The organism is Lysobacter niastensis (assembly GCF_015453285.1).
In the GTDB taxonomy this organism is placed as follows: Bacteria; Pseudomonadota; Gammaproteobacteria; order Xanthomonadales; family Xanthomonadaceae; genus Lysobacter_J; species Lysobacter_J niastensis.
Map to the genome: position 1 here is coordinate 140,913 of NZ_JADLZT010000005.1, position 14,639 is coordinate 155,551.

The 14,639-nt window shown below is 68.6% G+C and carries 13 protein-coding genes, 1 tRNA gene and 1 pseudogene; 12 read left to right on the top strand and 3 right to left on the bottom strand.

Annotated elements, in window-relative coordinates; all coding sequences use genetic code 11:
• The first annotated feature begins 10 nt into the window (after positions 1-10).
• Complete coding sequence (locus tag IU514_RS09865) at positions 11-496, top strand: hypothetical protein (RefSeq protein ID WP_194930948.1); 486 nt, start codon at positions 11-13, stop codon at positions 494-496.
• 67 nt (positions 497-563) lie between these two features.
• On the opposite strand, the gene fdxA is transcribed toward IU514_RS09865, so the two are convergent.
• Both fdxA and IU514_RS09875 read right to left on the bottom strand, forming a co-directional pair.
• Positions 564-887: a ferredoxin FdxA gene (gene fdxA, locus IU514_RS09870; RefSeq protein WP_194930949.1), complete on the bottom strand. Its 324-nt coding sequence runs from the start codon at positions 885-887 to the stop codon at positions 564-566.
• Positions 888-1,050: 163 nt separating this feature from the next.
• Positions 1,051-1,126: transfer RNA gene (locus IU514_RS09875), tRNA-Glu, on the bottom strand.
• 148 nt (positions 1,127-1,274) lie between these two features.
• On the opposite strand from IU514_RS09875, the pseudogene pcnB reads away from it, so the two are divergent.
• From pcnB to pgi, 6 genes and pseudogenes are all read left to right on the top strand, one after another.
• Positions 1,275-2,573 (top strand): annotated as a pseudogene (pcnB, locus tag IU514_RS09880) (polynucleotide adenylyltransferase PcnB); the annotation flags it as partial.
• The gene (gene folK / locus IU514_RS09885; RefSeq protein WP_194930951.1) at positions 2,570-3,094 is read left to right on the top strand and encodes a 2-amino-4-hydroxy-6-hydroxymethyldihydropteridine diphosphokinase; all 525 of its coding nucleotides are present in this window, start codon (positions 2,570-2,572) and stop codon (positions 3,092-3,094) included. The pseudogene pcnB and the gene folK, both read left to right, overlap by 4 nt.
• A 28-nt stretch (positions 3,095-3,122) precedes the next feature.
• Positions 3,123-3,941 carry a 3-methyl-2-oxobutanoate hydroxymethyltransferase gene (gene panB / locus IU514_RS09890; protein ID WP_194930952.1) on the top strand — a complete coding sequence of 273 codons (819 nt, stop codon included), beginning with the start codon at positions 3,123-3,125 and terminating at the stop codon, positions 3,939-3,941.
• A gap of 22 nt (positions 3,942-3,963) precedes the next feature.
• Positions 3,964-4,827 (top strand): pantoate--beta-alanine ligase, encoded by an 864-nt coding sequence (gene panC / locus IU514_RS09895; protein WP_194930953.1) that lies wholly within the window; start codon positions 3,964-3,966, stop codon positions 4,825-4,827.
• Between the two features lie 121 nt (positions 4,828-4,948).
• Entirely contained in the window at positions 4,949-5,329 is a 381-nt protein-coding gene (gene panD, locus IU514_RS09900) for an aspartate 1-decarboxylase (RefSeq protein WP_194930954.1), read from the top strand.
• 25 nt (positions 5,330-5,354) lie between these two features.
• Positions 5,355-6,863, top strand: coding sequence for a glucose-6-phosphate isomerase (gene pgi, locus IU514_RS09905; RefSeq protein ID WP_194930955.1), 1,509 nt, complete (start codon positions 5,355-5,357; stop codon positions 6,861-6,863).
• Positions 6,864-6,968: 105 nt separating this feature from the next.
• Here pgi and queG read toward each other — a convergent pair whose 3' ends face one another.
• The gene (gene queG / locus IU514_RS09910) at positions 6,969-8,006 is read right to left on the bottom strand and encodes a tRNA epoxyqueuosine(34) reductase QueG (protein ID WP_194931155.1); all 1,038 of its coding nucleotides are present in this window, start codon (positions 8,004-8,006) and stop codon (positions 6,969-6,971) included.
• A gap of 85 nt (positions 8,007-8,091) precedes the next feature.
• Between queG and IU514_RS09915 the strand changes: the two genes are divergently transcribed.
• From IU514_RS09915 to IU514_RS09935, 5 genes are all read left to right on the top strand, one after another.
• On the top strand, positions 8,092-9,594 hold the full coding sequence (locus IU514_RS09915) for an NAD(P)H-hydrate dehydratase (protein WP_194930956.1): 1,503 nt from the start codon (positions 8,092-8,094) through the stop codon (positions 9,592-9,594).
• Complete coding sequence (gene tsaE, locus IU514_RS09920) at positions 9,591-10,067, top strand: tRNA (adenosine(37)-N6)-threonylcarbamoyltransferase complex ATPase subunit type 1 TsaE (RefSeq protein ID WP_194930957.1); 477 nt, start codon at positions 9,591-9,593, stop codon at positions 10,065-10,067. The genes IU514_RS09915 and tsaE overlap by 4 nt, the downstream gene beginning before the upstream one ends.
• Positions 10,068-10,154: 87 nt before the next feature.
• A complete protein-coding gene (locus IU514_RS09925; RefSeq protein WP_194930958.1) occupies positions 10,155-11,765 on the top strand; it encodes an N-acetylmuramoyl-L-alanine amidase in 1,611 nt (536 codons plus the stop codon).
• Between the two features lie 80 nt (positions 11,766-11,845).
• Positions 11,846-13,651: a DNA mismatch repair endonuclease MutL gene (mutL, locus tag IU514_RS09930; RefSeq protein ID WP_194930959.1), complete on the top strand. Its 1,806-nt coding sequence runs from the start codon at positions 11,846-11,848 to the stop codon at positions 13,649-13,651.
• 4 nt (positions 13,652-13,655) lie between these two features.
• Positions 13,656-14,627, top strand: a complete 972-nt coding sequence (locus tag IU514_RS09935; protein ID WP_194930960.1) for a DUF1684 domain-containing protein — start codon at positions 13,656-13,658, stop codon at positions 14,625-14,627.
• The last annotated feature ends 12 nt before the right edge of the window (positions 14,628-14,639 follow it).

Below are 14,639 nucleotides of genomic sequence, written 5' to 3' on the forward strand. Positions count from 1 at the left end.
GGAGAACACAATGCGTTTCAACGCCACCCTGTCCCGTGCCGGTACCGTCCTGCTGATCGCAGGCATGGCCTCCGGTTGCAGCTGGTTCCACAAGACGAACGACCTGTACGCGCAGGCGCCGGAAATGCGCCCGCTGGAAGTGCCGCCGGACCTGGACCAGCCGAGCCTGGCCAGTGCCGTCAACATCCCGCAGTCCGCCGCGTCCCCGGGCGCGCAGGCCGGCGCCGTGGGCTTCACCACCACCGGCACGCGCGACGAGGTCTTCGCCAGGGTGGGCGAGGCGCTGGCCGCCGTCGACGGCCTCACCATCGCCAGCAGCGCCGAGGCGATGGGCGTTTACGACGTCAACTACGAGGGCAGCAACTTCCTCGTGCGCGTGGTCGGCGGTGCCGAAGGCGCCTACGTGTCGGCGGTCGACCCGCGCGGCACCCCCGCCAGCGGCGACGCGCCGCGCAAGCTCATCGATTCGCTGCGCACTTCGTTCACCGGCCAGTAAAGGCCGCGCCAGCGCAGAACGAAAAACGGGCGCCGCTGGCGCCCGTTTTTTCGTGCGTGCCGATTGCTCAGCGCTGCAATTGATCGAGCTTGCCGGGCTTGCCTTCCCAGTCCTTGGCGTCCGCCAGGGGCTCCTTGCGGGCGGTGATCACCGGCCAGGCCTTGGACAGCTCGGCGTTCAGGGCGACGAACGCCTCCTGGCCGGCCGGCACGTCGTCTTCGGGGTAGATGGCATTGATCGGGCACTCCGGCTCGCAGAGCGTGCAGTCGATGCATTCGTCCGGATCGATCACCAGGAAGTTCGGGCCCTCGTGGAAGCAGTCGACCGGGCACACCTCCACGCAGTCGGTGTACTTGCACTTGATGCAGTTCTCGGTGACGACGAAGGGCATGGCGTTGATTCCGTGGAGGGTCCCCGGCACGGGGATCGACTAAGTGTAGCGATTCGAGGCGGCGGCCCCCAAGTCGCCACCGGGCGGCAGGCAGGCACGCGGGCCAGAAAAGCATGGCCGGAAAAGCAGAAGGCCCGCACATTGCTGCGCGGGCCTCCGGAATTGGTACTCCCAACGGGATTCGAACCCGTGTATCCACCTTGAGAGGGTGGTGTCCTAGGCCTCTAGACGATGGGAGCAGGGTGAAGCGGTGAACCCCGCGCTGGACTCTCAATGCAACGCGGCTTGCTAGTATATGTGCCGCCGTTGCCTCGGGCAATGGCCTCCACGACTCCACGGAAGGCGGCGAACGCCGGCTCGATGCAAACCCAACACCAGATCCATCTCTCCCTGCAGATCATCCCGCGCGACCAGCACAACGTCTCGCGCAAGGAGATCAGCCCGAATGCCTTGCGCGTGCTCTATCGCCTGCGCGAAGGCGGCTTTGGCGCGTACCTCGTCGGCGGCGCCGTGCGCGACCTGCTGGCCGGTGGTCACCCCAAGGATTTCGACGTCGCCACCGACGCGACGCCGGAACAGGTCAAGGCCCTGTTCCGCAACTGCCGCCTGATCGGTCGCCGCTTCCGCCTGGCCCACGTGGTCTACGGCCGCGAGATCATCGAGGTCGCGACGTTCCGCGCCAATACCGACGACGGCAGCGGCGATCGCGAGCTGCACGAAGGCGGGCGCCTGCTGCGCGACAACGTCTACGGTTCGATCGAGGACGACGCGATCCGCCGCGACTTCACCGCCAATGCGTTGTACTACGCGATCGAGGATTTCTCGGTGCGCGATTACACCGGCGGCTTCGAAGACGTGCGCAACCGCCTGCTGCGCCTGATCGGCGATCCCGAAACGCGCTACCGCGAAGATCCGGTGCGCATGCTGCGCGCGGTTCGTCTTGCCGCGAAGCTCGGCTTCGAGATCGAAGCGGCCACCGCCGCGCCGATCCCGCACCTGGCGTCGTTGCTTTCGGAGGCGGCGCCCGCGCGCCTGTTCGAGGAGTGCCTGAAGCTGTTCCTGTCGGGCCATGCCGTGGAAAGCTTCCTCGGACTGGAGCGGCACGGCCTGCTGCCGGCGCTGATGCCGGAATCGGCCGCGGCGCTGAAGTCCAACCGCAGCGGTGCGCTGCGCAAGATGCTGCTCGAAGGCCTGAAGGGTACGGACGAGCGCGTCGCCAACGACGAGCCGGTCTCGCCGGCATTCCTGTTCGCGCTGCTGATGTGGCCTGCGTATTGCCGTGCCCTGATGGAACTGCAGGCGCAGGGCGTGCACGCCGCCGAAGCGCAGCGCCGCGCGGCCGACCGCGTCACCGTGCACCAGCTCAACATGATCGCGCTGCCGCGCCGGTTCTCGCTGCCGATGCAGGAAATCTGGCTGCTGCAGTCGCGTTTCTCGCAGCGCCAGCGCAAGCGCGTGTTCCGCCTGCTGGCGCATCCGCGTTTCCGCGCCTCGTTCGATTTCCTCGTGCTGCGCCAGGCGGCATCGGACGAACATGCCGCCGACGTCGCGTTCTGGCGCGAAGTGCAGGACAAGCCGGGCGACGAGATCTCGGCCCAGCTCGATGCGCAGACCTCGCATGAGGAGGCGGAGGCACCGCGCCGGCGCCGCCGGCGGCGCCGGGGTGCTCCGGCCAGCGGCGAATGAGCCCCACGGTCGACGCGTACGTAGGACTGGGCAGCAACCTCGGCGAGAGCGTCGCGACGCTGCGGGCGGCGCTCACCGCACTCGACGCGATCTCTGGCACGCACCTGGTGCGTGCCTCGCACTTCTATCGCACGCCGGCCTGGGGCGTGACCGAGCAGCCGGACTTCCTCAATGCCGTGGCGATGGTGCGCACGCAGTTGCCGGCGGCCGAACTGCTCGCGGCGATGCTAGACATCGAGAGAGCCGCCGGGCGCAACCGCAGCGCCGACGGCAGTGACCGCTGGGGCCCGCGCACGCTGGACCTCGACCTGCTGCTCTACGGCGACGCCGTCGTCGACGTTCCCGGCCTGCACGTGCCGCATCCGCACCTGCACGAGCGCGCCTTCGCGCTGGTTCCGCTGGTGGAAATCGCCCCCGATACGGTCATTCCCGGCGTCGGCCGGGCGCGCGATGCGCTGGCAAGGATGGAAACTGCCGACATCGAGGCGTTAACGTATACCGATCCCCCCGCAGACGCCTGACCTGCTCGCAGGCCGGCCAGACCAGCCCATGTACAGCGGAACCCCCAACGACAAGCCGTGGACGGTGCCGGCGCTCGCCGACGCCAAGCGGGAAGGCCGCAAGCTGGTGATGCTGACCTGCTACGACGCCGGCTTCGCGCGCACGATGGATGCAGCAGGAGTCGACCTGGTACTGGTCGGCGACTCGCTGGGCATGGTCGTGCAGGGCCACGACAGCACTTTGCCGGTGACGACGGCCGACATGGTCTACCACACGGCCTGCGTCGCGCATGGGCTCGACAAGGCGCTGCTGATCTCCGACCTGCCGTTCCAGGCCGACGCGACCCCGGAACGCGCGCTGGATGCTTCCACCAGCCTGCTGCAGGCCGGCGCGGCGATGGTCAAGCTGGAAGGCGCGGGGCATAAGCTGGATGTCATCCGTTTCCTGGTCGAGCGCGAGATCCCGGTCTGCGCGCACCTCGGCCTGACGCCGCAGTCGGTGCTGCGGCTGGGCGGCTACAAGGTGCAGGGCCGCGATGAGGCCGCTGCGGCGCGCTTGCGTGAAGATGCGCGTGCCGTGGCGCAGGCCGGTGCGAGCCTGCTGGTGCTGGAATGCGTACCCACGCCGGTCGCAGCGTCGATCACCGCCGACTTGTCGATCCCGACCATCGGCATCGGCGCCGGTCCGCAGTGCGACGGACAGGTGCTGGTGCTGCACGATCTGCTGGGCCTCAGTTCGGGCCACCGCCGCCCGCGCTTCGTCAAGGATTTCCTGGCCGAGGGCGGCTCGGTCGCCGGCGCTGTCCAGGCCTATGCGCAGGCCGTGCGCGACGGCAGTTTTCCCGACGCCGAACATTCCTACGCCTGACCGGCGCGAGTCACCGAGACCGATGATCGAGATCGTTACCGAACTGGACGCGCTGCGTGCGCGCGTTTCGCAGTGGCGCCGTGAAGGCCTGCGCGTCGGCTTCGTGCCGACCATGGGCAACCTGCACGAAGGCCATTTCTCGCTGGTGCGTCTGGCGCGCCAGCATGCCGATCGCGTGGTGACGAGCGTCTTCGTCAATCCGACGCAGTTCGGCCCCAACGAGGATTTCGCGCGTTACCCGCGTACGCCGGAAGCCGATGCCAAGGGCCTGGAGGCGGCGGGCTGCGATGCGATGTGGCTGCCCACGGTCGAGACCATGTATCCCTACGGCGCCGAGTCGACCGTGCGCGTGCAGGTGCCGGTGGTCAGCGAGACGCTCGAAGGCGCGCACCGTCCGGGCCATTTCGACGGCGTGGCGACCGTGGTGTCGAGGCTGTTCAACCAGGTCCGGCCGGACGTGGCCGTGTTCGGCCGCAAGGATTACCAGCAGCTCGCGGTGATCCGCTACATGGTCCGCGACCTCGCGTTCCCGCTCGAACTGGTCGGCGCCGACATCGTGCGCGAGGCCAATGGCCTGGCCATGAGTTCGCGCAACCAGTACCTGTCGGCGCAGGAGCGCGAGCAGGCCGCCGGCATCCACCGCTGCCTGCAGGCCATGCGCGAGGCGGTGCAGGGCGGCCAGGCGCGCGAGGACGTGGAAACGCAGGCGCGCGAGCGCCTTGCCGCCACCGGATTCGATCCTGACTACGCGGTGGTGCGCCGCCCGGACCTGACGGTGCCGGCCCACGGCGAGGGCGGGGCAAAGGTGGCCCTGATCGCGGCCCGGCTCGGCCGGACCCGGCTGATCGACAACCTCGAGTTTGCGGTCCCAGGCCTGTCGCGTTAACGGGCCCTGACCGTTCCACAGCCGGCGCCAATCGAGGCGCCGGGGTGATGTTGCACTGCGCCATGCGCTGCTAGACTTTGTTCTCTCATACGCCCGCACGTCCGCGGACGGAGCCACCCCCATGCATCTGAACGTCCTCAAGGCCAAGATCCACCGCGCTACCGTGACCCACGCCGAGCTTCATTACGAAGGCTCGTGCGCGATCGACGGCCGCCTGCTCGATATTTCGGGCATCCGCGAGTACGAGCAGATCCACATCTACAACGTCAACAACGGCCACCGCTTCGTCACCTACGCGATCCGCGGCGAGGAAGGCAGCGGCGTGATTTCGGTCAACGGCGCCGCAGCGCACTGCGCGCAGCCGGGCGACCTAGTCATCATCTGCGCCTATGGCGTCTGCGATGAAGCCGAAGCCGCCAAGTACAAGCCGACGCTGGTGTACGTCGACCGCCACAACGCGCTGACGCACACCAACCGTTCGATGCCTGCCCAGGCCGCCTGACCCTCACGCCAGCAAAGGGCCACACATGGATGCCGACGCCCGACTGAGCCACCTGCGCGCCCAGGCCGGGCGCGTGGTCCAGACCCCGCTGAAGGCGCTGATCGCCGCCGACCCCGCCCGCGCGCAGGATTTCTCGCTGCGCGTCGGCCCGGTCTACGCCAACTTCGCGCGCCAGCACTACGACCGTGAAGCGCTGCAGGCGCTGTTCGGCATCGCCACCCGCGCCGACGCGCGCGGCCGCCTGCAGGCGCTGTTCGACGGCGAAAAGATCAACCTGACCGAAGGCCGCTCGGTGCTGCATACCGCACTACGCAGCGATCTGTCGCCCGCGCCGGTGGCGCGCGATGCGCATGCCGAAGCCATGCAGGCGAGGGGGCGCATGCGCGCCCTCATCGACCAGGTGTCGGCCAGCGATATCACCGATATCGTCAGTGTCGGCATCGGCGGTTCCGACCTCGGACCGCGACTGGCGGTCGACGCGTTGAGCGGACCCGCGCCGGGCCGCTTCCGCGTGCACTTCCTGTCCAACGTGGACGGCCACGCCGCGCAGCGCGTGCTGGCCGGCCTCGATCCGCGCCGCACCGCGGCGGTGCTGATTTCCAAGACCTTCGGCACGCAGGAGACGCTGCTCAACGGCGCGATCCTGCGCGACTGGCTGGGTGGTACGGAGCGGCTGTACGCCGTGTCCGCCAACGTCGAGCGCGCGGCCGAGACGTTCTCGATTCCCGCCGAACGCATCCTGCCGATGTGGGATTGGGTCGGCGGCCGCTATTCGCTGTGGTCGGCGGTCGGTTTCCCGATCGCGCTGGCGATCGGCATGGATGCGTTCGAGGCGATGCTCGCCGGTGCGGCGGAGATGGATGCGCACGTGCTGGGCACGCCACTCGAGCAGAATCTCGCCGCGTGGCATGCGCTGACTTCGGTGTGGAACCGCAATGCACTCGGGTACGCCACGCAGGCCGTGCATGCCTACGACGAGCGCCTGAAGCTGCTGTCGAACTACCTGCAGCAGCTGGTGATGGAAAGCCTCGGCAAGTCGGTGCGGACCGACGGCGAGGCGGTGTCGGTCGAGACCGTGCCGGTGTGGTGGGGCGGGGCCGGCACCGATACGCAGCACAGCTTCTTCCAGGCCCTGCATCAGGGCACCTCGATCGTGCCGTCGGACTTCATCGGCGTGGTCCGTTCCGATGCCCCGTTTGCCGCCAATCACCGCGCGCTGCAGGCCAACCTGCTGGCGCAGACCGAAGCCTTCGCCAACGGCCAGGCCAGCGACGAGCCGTCTCGCGCCTACGCCGGCAATCGTCCCAGCACGACGATCCTCCTCGACGCGCTGACGCCGCAATCGTTCGGAGCGCTGCTGGCGCTGTACGAACACAGCGTCTACCTGCAGTCGGTGGTGTGGGGCATCAACGCCTTCGACCAGTTCGGTGTCGAGTTGGGCAAGCAGGTGGCGAGCCGCCTCTTACCGGCGCTGGCCGGCGAGGCGGAGGCCGAGGATCCGGTGACGCGGGAATTGCTCGCGCGACTGCGCTGAAGTCCCTCTACCTGGCGCTTCGCGCCTGACCCCGCAAGGAAGAGGGATCGGTGGCGATGCATTTCCTTCTCCCCTTGCGGGAGAGGGACAGACCGCCGAAGGCGGTCAGGGAGAGGGGTGTCCATGCCGCCGCAGCGCCCACTCGATGTGCTCGCGCACCATTGGACTTGCCGATTCCCGGCGTGATTGCAGCGCGGCAATGACGTCCGGCGTCGTGGGCGCGTTGCCCAATGCCACAGCGATATTGCGCAACCAGCGTTCGTGGCCGCTGCGTCGGATCGCGGTGCCTTCGGTGCGTCGCAGGAACTCGTCTTCGTCCCAGGCGAACAGCTGCACCAGCGTGGCCCGGTCGAGGTCGTTGCGCGCACGGAAATCGGGCTCGTCGGTGCGCTTTGCGAACTTGTTCCACGGACAGATCAGCTGGCAATCGTCGCAGCCGAAGATGCGGTTGCCGATCGGTTCGCGCAGTTCTTCCGGAATCGCGCCCTCGTGCTCGATCGTCAGGTAAGCGATGCAGCGTCGCGCATCGAGCCGGTACGGCGCCGTGATCGCCTGGGTAGGGCAGATGTCGATGCAGCGGCGGCACGTGCCGCAATGCGCGCTCGCCGGCGCATCGACGGGCAGCGGCAGGTCGACGTAGATCTCGCCGAGGAAGAAGAACGAGCCGCCGTCCTTGTCGATCAGGCAGGTGTGCTTGCCGATCCAGCCCAGGCCGGCGTTGCGCGCGAGTGCGCGTTCGAGCACCGGCGCGGAATCGACGAACACGCGGTGGCCGAACGGTCCTACCTCTTCGGCGATGCGGTCGGACAGGCGTTGCAGGCGTTGCCGCATCAGCTTGTGGTAGTCGCGGCCGAGCGCGTAGCGGGCGACGTAGGCGCGTTCGCCATCGTCGAGCGTCGCCCAGGCCTCGTCGCTGTCGCGGCCGTAGTCGAGCCCGACCGAGATCACGCGGATCGTGCCCGGATGCAGCTCGTGCGGACGTGCGCGCATCTCGCCGTGACGGGCCATCCAGTCCATCGATCCGTACAGGCCCTGTTCCAGCCAGTCCTTCAGGTGGGCCTCGTCGGGCGCCAGGTCGATGCCGGCGATGCCGCAGCGCTGGAAGCCAAACTCGTTCGCCAGGGCGCGGATGCGGCCGGCCAGGGCGACGTAGTCGGGCGTCGCGGCGGACGTGGCTTCGGAGGGGAGCGGGACAGGCTTCACGATGTGGCAAGTATAGAATCGCGCGATGCCACACGACGCCGCGACGTTCACCTCCGCCCTGTACGACGCCGCCGCGCTGCGCGTGGTCGAAGCGCGCGCGGCGCAGACGCTGGGCGATGCGTTCGAGCTGATGCGCCGCGCCGGCCAGGCAGCCTGGCGCGAACTGCTGGCGCACTGGCCACAGGCGCAACGCGTCGTCGTGGTCTGCGGTCCCGGCAACAACGGTGGCGACGGCTATGTGCTGGCGCGTCACGCGCAGGAGTCGGGCCGCGAAGTCCGCGTGGTGCATCTTCCAGCGCATGAGCCACGCAGTGAGCTGGCGCGCCGTGCCGCGCAGGAGTACGTGGCGGCCGGTGGCGTCGCCGTCGTGTTCGAGGACGCGTTGCCAGCGGCGGATGTCGTGGTGGATGCGCTGTTCGGCATCGGACTGACGCGTGCTCCCGAGCCCGCGGCCCAGGCACTGATCGAAGCGGTCAACGCCCGTCATGTGCCGGTGCTGGCGCTCGACGTGCCCAGCGGCGTCGATGGCGACAGCGGCCGCGTCTATCGGCCCGCCGTGCTTGCCGATCGCACGATCGAGTTCATCGCCTGCAAATCCGGCTTGCGTACGGGCGCGGCGCTGGATCACGCCGGGGCTGTTTCACTGGCGTCGCTGGATCTGACCGGCGAGCTCTTCGAAGGCATCCTCCCTGTCGCGCAGCGGCTCTCGGCGATCGAACTTCCGCGCTGGCTCGCACCGCGACGTCGAGACAGCCACAAGGGTTCCAACGGACGCGTGCTCTGCATCGGCGGCGAACTCGGCAGCGGCGGCGCCATCATGCTGTGTGCCGAAGCGGCGCTGCGCAGTGGCGCCGGACTTGTCGAAGTCGCGACGCGCGAACGGCATGTCGCGCCGCTGCTGGCACGCCTTCCCGAAGCGATGGCGCACGGCGTCGATGACGGCGAATCGCTGCAACGGGCACTGGATCGCGCGGATGCGATCGCGCTGGGTCCCGGCCTCGGCACGCAGGCATGGGGACTGTCGTTGTTCGAACGCACGATTGCCAGCGGCAAGCCGCTGCTGCTCGATGCCGATGCACTGAACCTGCTGGCCGCGCATCCGTTGGCGTTGCCCGCCGATGCCGTGATCACGCCGCATCCGGGCGAGGCTGCGCGCCTGCTCGGCATCAGTACGGCGCAGGTGCAGGAAGATCGATTTGCCGCTGCCAGGGCATTGTCGGAGCGTTATGCCTGCGTAGCGGTACTCAAGGGTGCCGGTACGATCGTGGCTGCGACGCACGAAACACCGCGCGTGATCGCTGCGGGCAATCCGGGCATGGCCGTCGGCGGCATGGGCGATGTGCTGAGTGGCGTCATCGCCGCATTGCGCGCGCAGGGAGTCGATGCATTCGAAGCAGCGAGCTGTGGCGCGCTGCTGCATGCAGCAGCGGGCGATGCAGCCGCGCACGACGGCGGTGAGCGCGGTCTGCTGCCGAGCGATCTGATGCCGTGGCTGCGCCACTACGCCAATCCGGAGTCCGCACGATGATGTCATTGCTTTTGCCCGATGCATCCGCGACCGATGCGCTTGGCGCTGCGCTCGCACGCACGCGGCCCGCGCGTGCGGTCGTGCATCTGCACGGCGATCTGGGTGCAGGCAAATCGACGCTGGCGCGCGCGCTGTTGCGTGCGTTGGGCGTGAGCGGCGCGATCCGCAGCCCGACCTACACGCTGGTCGAACGTTATCCGTTGCCCGATGGCGGCGAGGCCTGGCATCTGGATCTCTATCGCATTGCCGACGCCGGCGAGCTGGAGTTTCTCGGTCTGGATGGCGACGAGCCGACCCTCTGGCTGGTCGAATGGCCGGAGCGGGGTGCCGGTGCGTTGCCAAAGGCCGATCTGGTGGTGGAGCTGGCGATCGAGGGCTCGGGCCGGCGCGCGGGTCTGGTTCCGGGCACGCCGGCCGGGGAGGGCTGGGTGCGCACCCTTTCAGCCGAGCATGGGGTTGCGGGTCATTCCTGAACGTTACGGCAGGAACCTGCGGCAGGTGCCGGATTTGTAAAGAAAAAATACTTGCAATCGTCTGGCGCTGGTGCTTGACTAACGGCCATGCGCGTCAAGGCCGCCACCGTCCAGAAAGTTCTGCTCGGCTCAGCCCTGCTGGCTGCGTTGGCGTGGAATCTGGCGCAAGCCTCTGAAATCAATGGCTTGGCGCTGAGCGCGGGTGCCACCGGTACTCGCGCCGAGATCGGACTGGATCGCGAAGCCGATTTCAAAGTGATCAGCCTCAAGGGGCCGGATCGCCTCGTAGTCGACCTGCCGACGTCCAGCCTCGCCAAGGGCGTGAAGCTGCCCGCGCCGGCCGGACTGATCAAGGCCGTGCGCACCGGTGCTCCCAGCGAAGGCACGACCCGTATCGTGTTCGATCTCGCGCAGCCGGTTGCCGTGCTGAAGCCCCACCTGGAGCCCGGAGCCACCGGTCCGCGACTGGTGCTGGAGTGGCCGGGTGATGGCGCCGAGCCTGCACCGCCACTTGCCGCTACGCCCGCACCGGCACCGCCAGTCAATGCGGCCGCAGCGAATCCGCCAGCCACGCCCGACTCCGCGGCCTCTTCCGCGGCGACGACGCGCCTGATCACTGAAATCGCCGCCCGCAGCGCGGGTACGCCCGTGCCCGGCAACAACGCTTCGGCGAACCCGCCGCTTTCGAATGCAGCGGCACCGTCCACGAACTCCGCCACGGTCGCCAGCAATCCGGCCACGGTGTCTCCTGCGCCGGCCACGGCCGTGCCGCCGCCGCAGCCCGCGATCGCCACCGGCGTCCCGACCCGGGTCGCGACCGGCCAGCCCGCAGCGCCGTCGCCAACCGCTTCGGCCGCTGTTCCGCCGCCCGCAGGCGGAGAGGCGGTGCCGGGCGCGGTCAAGACGATGAAGGACGTGATGCGCGGCCGCGGCATGCGTCCGCTCGTCATCGCGATCGATGCCGGGCATGGCGGCCAGGATTCGGGTGCGGTCGGCGTCAAGGGCAACAAGGAAAAGGACGTGACGCTGGCGATCGCGCGCGAACTGGCGCGTCAGGTCAACGCCACGCCCGGCCTCAAGGCTTACCTGACCCGCGACAGCGACTTCTACATCCCGTTGAACAACCGCGCCAAGCTGGCGCGCGGCGCCAAGGCCGACATGTTCGTGTCGATCCACGCCGACGCCGCGGAGAACCGCAGCGCCAAGGGTTCGTCGGTCTACGTGCTGTCGCTGAAGGGGGCGTCCTCGCAGCGTGCGCGCTGGCTGGCCGACAAGGAAAACGCCTCGGACATGATCGGCGGCGTGCGCCTGACCAAGACCAGCGACACGCTGGCCTCGGTGCTGCTCGACCTGACTCAGAGCGGCCACATGAAGGCCTCCGAGGACGCAGCCAACCACGTGCTCGACGGCCTCAAGCGCGTCGGCAACAACCACAAGCCCAGCATCGAGCGGGCCAACTTCGCGGTGCTGCGCACCTCGGACATGCCCTCGATGCTGGTCGAGACCGCCTTCATCTCCAATCCGGACGAAGAGCGCCGCCTGACCGATCCCGCCTACCAGCGCACGCTGGCGCGCGCGGTGCTCGAGGGCGTCAATACCTACTTCACCCGCCAGCCGCCGCCGGGCACGCTGTATGCGGCGAAGGCGGAGGCGAACTATTCAGCCTCGCTGGGCGGCGCGGGCGGCGGCGCGCCGTAACGCCGACACAATCGCCGGGCGACGCTCGGCTATCATTCGGGCTGATCCCTCGTGCGGCTCCACGCCGCGCTGATTGCCTAGTGACGATCCGCCAGCTCCCCGACACCCTTATCAACCAGATCGCCGCCGGCGAGGTCGTCGAACGGCCGGCTTCGGTGGTCAAGGAACTGGTGGAGAACGCCCTCGACGCCGGAGCCCGGCGGGTCGACATCGACCTGGAGGAAGGCGGTGTCCGCCTGATCCGCATCCGAGACGACGGCGCCGGCATCGAACCCTCGGAACTGCCGCTGGCGGTATCGCGGCACGCGACCAGCAAGATCGCCTCGCTCGACGACCTCGAAGGTGTCTCCACGCTCGGCTTCCGGGGCGAGGCGCTGCCGTCGATCGCCTCGGTCAGCCGCTTCGCGCTGATCTCGCGCCGCAAGGATGCCGAGCACGGTGCGTCGCTGGAGATCGAAGGCGGGCGCATCGGCACGGTGACGCCCAAGCCGCATCCGCAGGGCACGACGGTGGAAGTGCGCGACCTGTTCTTCAACGTGCCGGCGCGGCGCAAGTTCCTCAAGGCCGAACGCACCGAACTCGGCCACATCGAGGAATGGCTGCGGCAACTGGCGTTGGCGCGCCCCGACGTCGAACTGCGCGTCTCGCACAACGGCAAGCCGTCGCGGCGCTGGAAAGGCGAGGGCGATCTGCTGTCCGAGTTGCGCCTGCATGAGGCGCTGGGCGAGGAGTTCGCGCGCCAGGCGCTGCATGTCGACCACAGCGGCGCCGGTCTGCGCCTGCACGGCTGGATTGGTCAGCCGGCCTACAACCGCGCCAGCGCCGACCAGCAGTACTTCTACGTCAACGGCCGCGCGGTGCGCGACCGCAGCGTCGCGCACGCAGTGAAGCAGGCCTATGCCGACGTGCTGTTCCATGGACGCCAGCCGGCCTACGTGCTGTTCCTCGAACTCGATCCACGCCGCGTCGATGTCAACGTGCATCCGGCCAAGCACGAAGTGCGCTTCCGCGATGCGAGGCTGATCCACGACTTCGTCTACCGCACGCTGCAGGCTGCACTGGCGGAGACGCGCGCCGGCGTCGAACCCGCGATTGCGGGTACCGCCTACGAGATGCCGCCACCGTCGTCTTACGCGTCCGCACAGATGCAGTCGGCGCAGCCCTATCGCTGGAATGCACCGCAGGCGCCGTTGGGGCTGCAGGTAGAGGACACTCGTGCCGGTTACGCCGCGCTGTACGGCGCTCCGGCTCCGGCGATGCCGCAACAGCCCGTGGCGCTGCCCGTGCAGGACGACGCGACGCTGCCGCCGCTTGGCTATGCGATCGCGCAGTTGCATGGCATCTACATCCTCGCCGAGAGCGCGCAGGGGTTGATCGTCGTCGACATGCATGCCGCCCACGAGCGCATCGGTTACGAGAAGCTCAAGTGCGCCCACGACGGCGAAGGCCTGCGCACGCAGCCGCTGCTGGTGCCGTCCACGCTGGCCGTGTCCGAGCGCGAGGCCGAAGTGGCCGAGCGCGAGGCCGCGACGCTGGCCGAACTCGGCTTCGAGATCACGCGCAGCGGGCCGCAGTCGCTGACTCTGCGCAGCGTGCCGGCACTGCTGGCGCACGGCGATGTCGAAGCACTGCTGCGCGACGTGCTGGCCGACCTGCGCGAACACGGCGAATCCCGCCGTGTCGCCGCCGCACGCGACGAACTGCTCGCGACGATGGCCTGTCACGGCGCGGTGAGGGCGAACCGCCGTCTCACTTTGCCGGAAATGAATGCCTTGCTGCGCGAGATGGAAGTGACCGAGCGCTCGGGCCAATGCAATCATGGTCGTCCGACCTGGGCGCGTTTCAGCCTGGCCGACATCGACCGCTGGTTCCTGCGAGGACGCTGACGCAATGCCGACCCGAACCGCCATCGCACCAAAGACCTTGCGCGCCGCCTGCGCAGTGCTGCTGTTCGCGCTCGCCGCCTGCGGCAAGTCCGAGCCGGATGCAGAACAGCTCAAGGCGGCCGCACAGGCTGCCGCGCGCGAGGCCGCCTTTGCCGCCGAGGAAAAATCCTGGCGCGACGAACGCGTGGCCAAGCTCACCCAGCCTGATGGCTGGACCAGCCTGATCGGCCTGCACTGGATCGACCCGGGCTCGCATTACATCGGCAGCGATGCCGACAACGGCGTGCGCCTCGCGCTCGGCCCGGAGCACCTCGGCCTCCTGCACATGAAGAGCGGCCAGATGCGCTTTGTGCCCGAACGCGGCGCCGCGCTCACGCTCGACGGTGCGCCGCTGACAGGGACGGCGGCACTGCGCAGCGACGACGATCCGGCAGGCCCGAGCAAGCTCGGTTTCGACGAAGGCAAGGGCGTGGCCACCGTGATCAAGCGCGGCGATCGATACGCGCTGCGCGTCAAGCACGCCGATGCCGCGACCCGCACCGGCTTCAAGGGCATCGACTACTGGCCGCTGGACTCGAAGTGGAAGGTGACCGGCCACTTCGTCGCGCACCCGGCGGGCAAGACGATCGCGATCGCCAACATCATCGGCACCACCGACGAAGTGCCGAATCCGGGCGTGGTCGAGTTCGAGCGCGAAGGCAGGACCTTCCGCCTCGAAGCACTGGATGAAGGCGGCGACGAACTGTTCCTGGTGTTTGCCGACCGCACCAGCGGCCACGGCAGTTACGGCGCCGGTCGCTTCCTCGATGCGCCGAAGCCGGACGCCCAGGGCCGCGTGACACTCGACTTCAACCGCAGCTACAACCCGCCGTGCGCGTTCACGTCGTTCGCGACCTGTCCGCTGCCGCCTCCGGAAAACCGCCTCGATCTGGCCATCAACGCCGGTGAGAAGGCCTACGCCCACGCCACCAACTGATTCAACCGAGGC

Excerpts from the sequence above, each read along its gene's own strand:
- pgi (WP_194930955.1), top strand. The coding sequence starts at position 5,355 with ATGGATGCCGACGCCCGACTGAGCCACCTGCGCGCCCAGGCCGGGCGC.
- panC (WP_194930953.1), top strand. The coding sequence starts at position 3,964 with ATGATCGAGATCGTTACCGAACTGGACGCGCTGCGTGCGCGCGTTTCG.
- panD (WP_194930954.1), top strand. The coding sequence starts at position 4,949 with ATGCATCTGAACGTCCTCAAGGCCAAGATCCACCGCGCTACCGTGACC.
- IU514_RS09935 (WP_194930960.1), top strand. The coding sequence starts at position 13,656 with ATGCCGACCCGAACCGCCATCGCACCAAAGACCTTGCGCGCCGCCTGC.
- IU514_RS09925 (WP_194930958.1), top strand. The coding sequence starts at position 10,155 with ATGCGCGTCAAGGCCGCCACCGTCCAGAAAGTTCTGCTCGGCTCAGCC.
- folK (WP_194930951.1), top strand. The coding sequence starts at position 2,570 with ATGAGCCCCACGGTCGACGCGTACGTAGGACTGGGCAGCAACCTCGGC.
- tsaE (WP_194930957.1), top strand. The coding sequence starts at position 9,591 with ATGATGTCATTGCTTTTGCCCGATGCATCCGCGACCGATGCGCTTGGC.
- IU514_RS09915 (WP_194930956.1), top strand. The coding sequence starts at position 8,092 with ATGCCACACGACGCCGCGACGTTCACCTCCGCCCTGTACGACGCCGCC.
- fdxA (WP_194930949.1), bottom strand. The coding sequence starts at position 887 with ATGCCCTTCGTCGTCACCGAGAACTGCATCAAGTGCAAGTACACCGAC.
- panB (WP_194930952.1), top strand. The coding sequence starts at position 3,123 with ATGTACAGCGGAACCCCCAACGACAAGCCGTGGACGGTGCCGGCGCTC.
- IU514_RS09865 (WP_194930948.1), top strand. The coding sequence starts at position 11 with ATGCGTTTCAACGCCACCCTGTCCCGTGCCGGTACCGTCCTGCTGATC.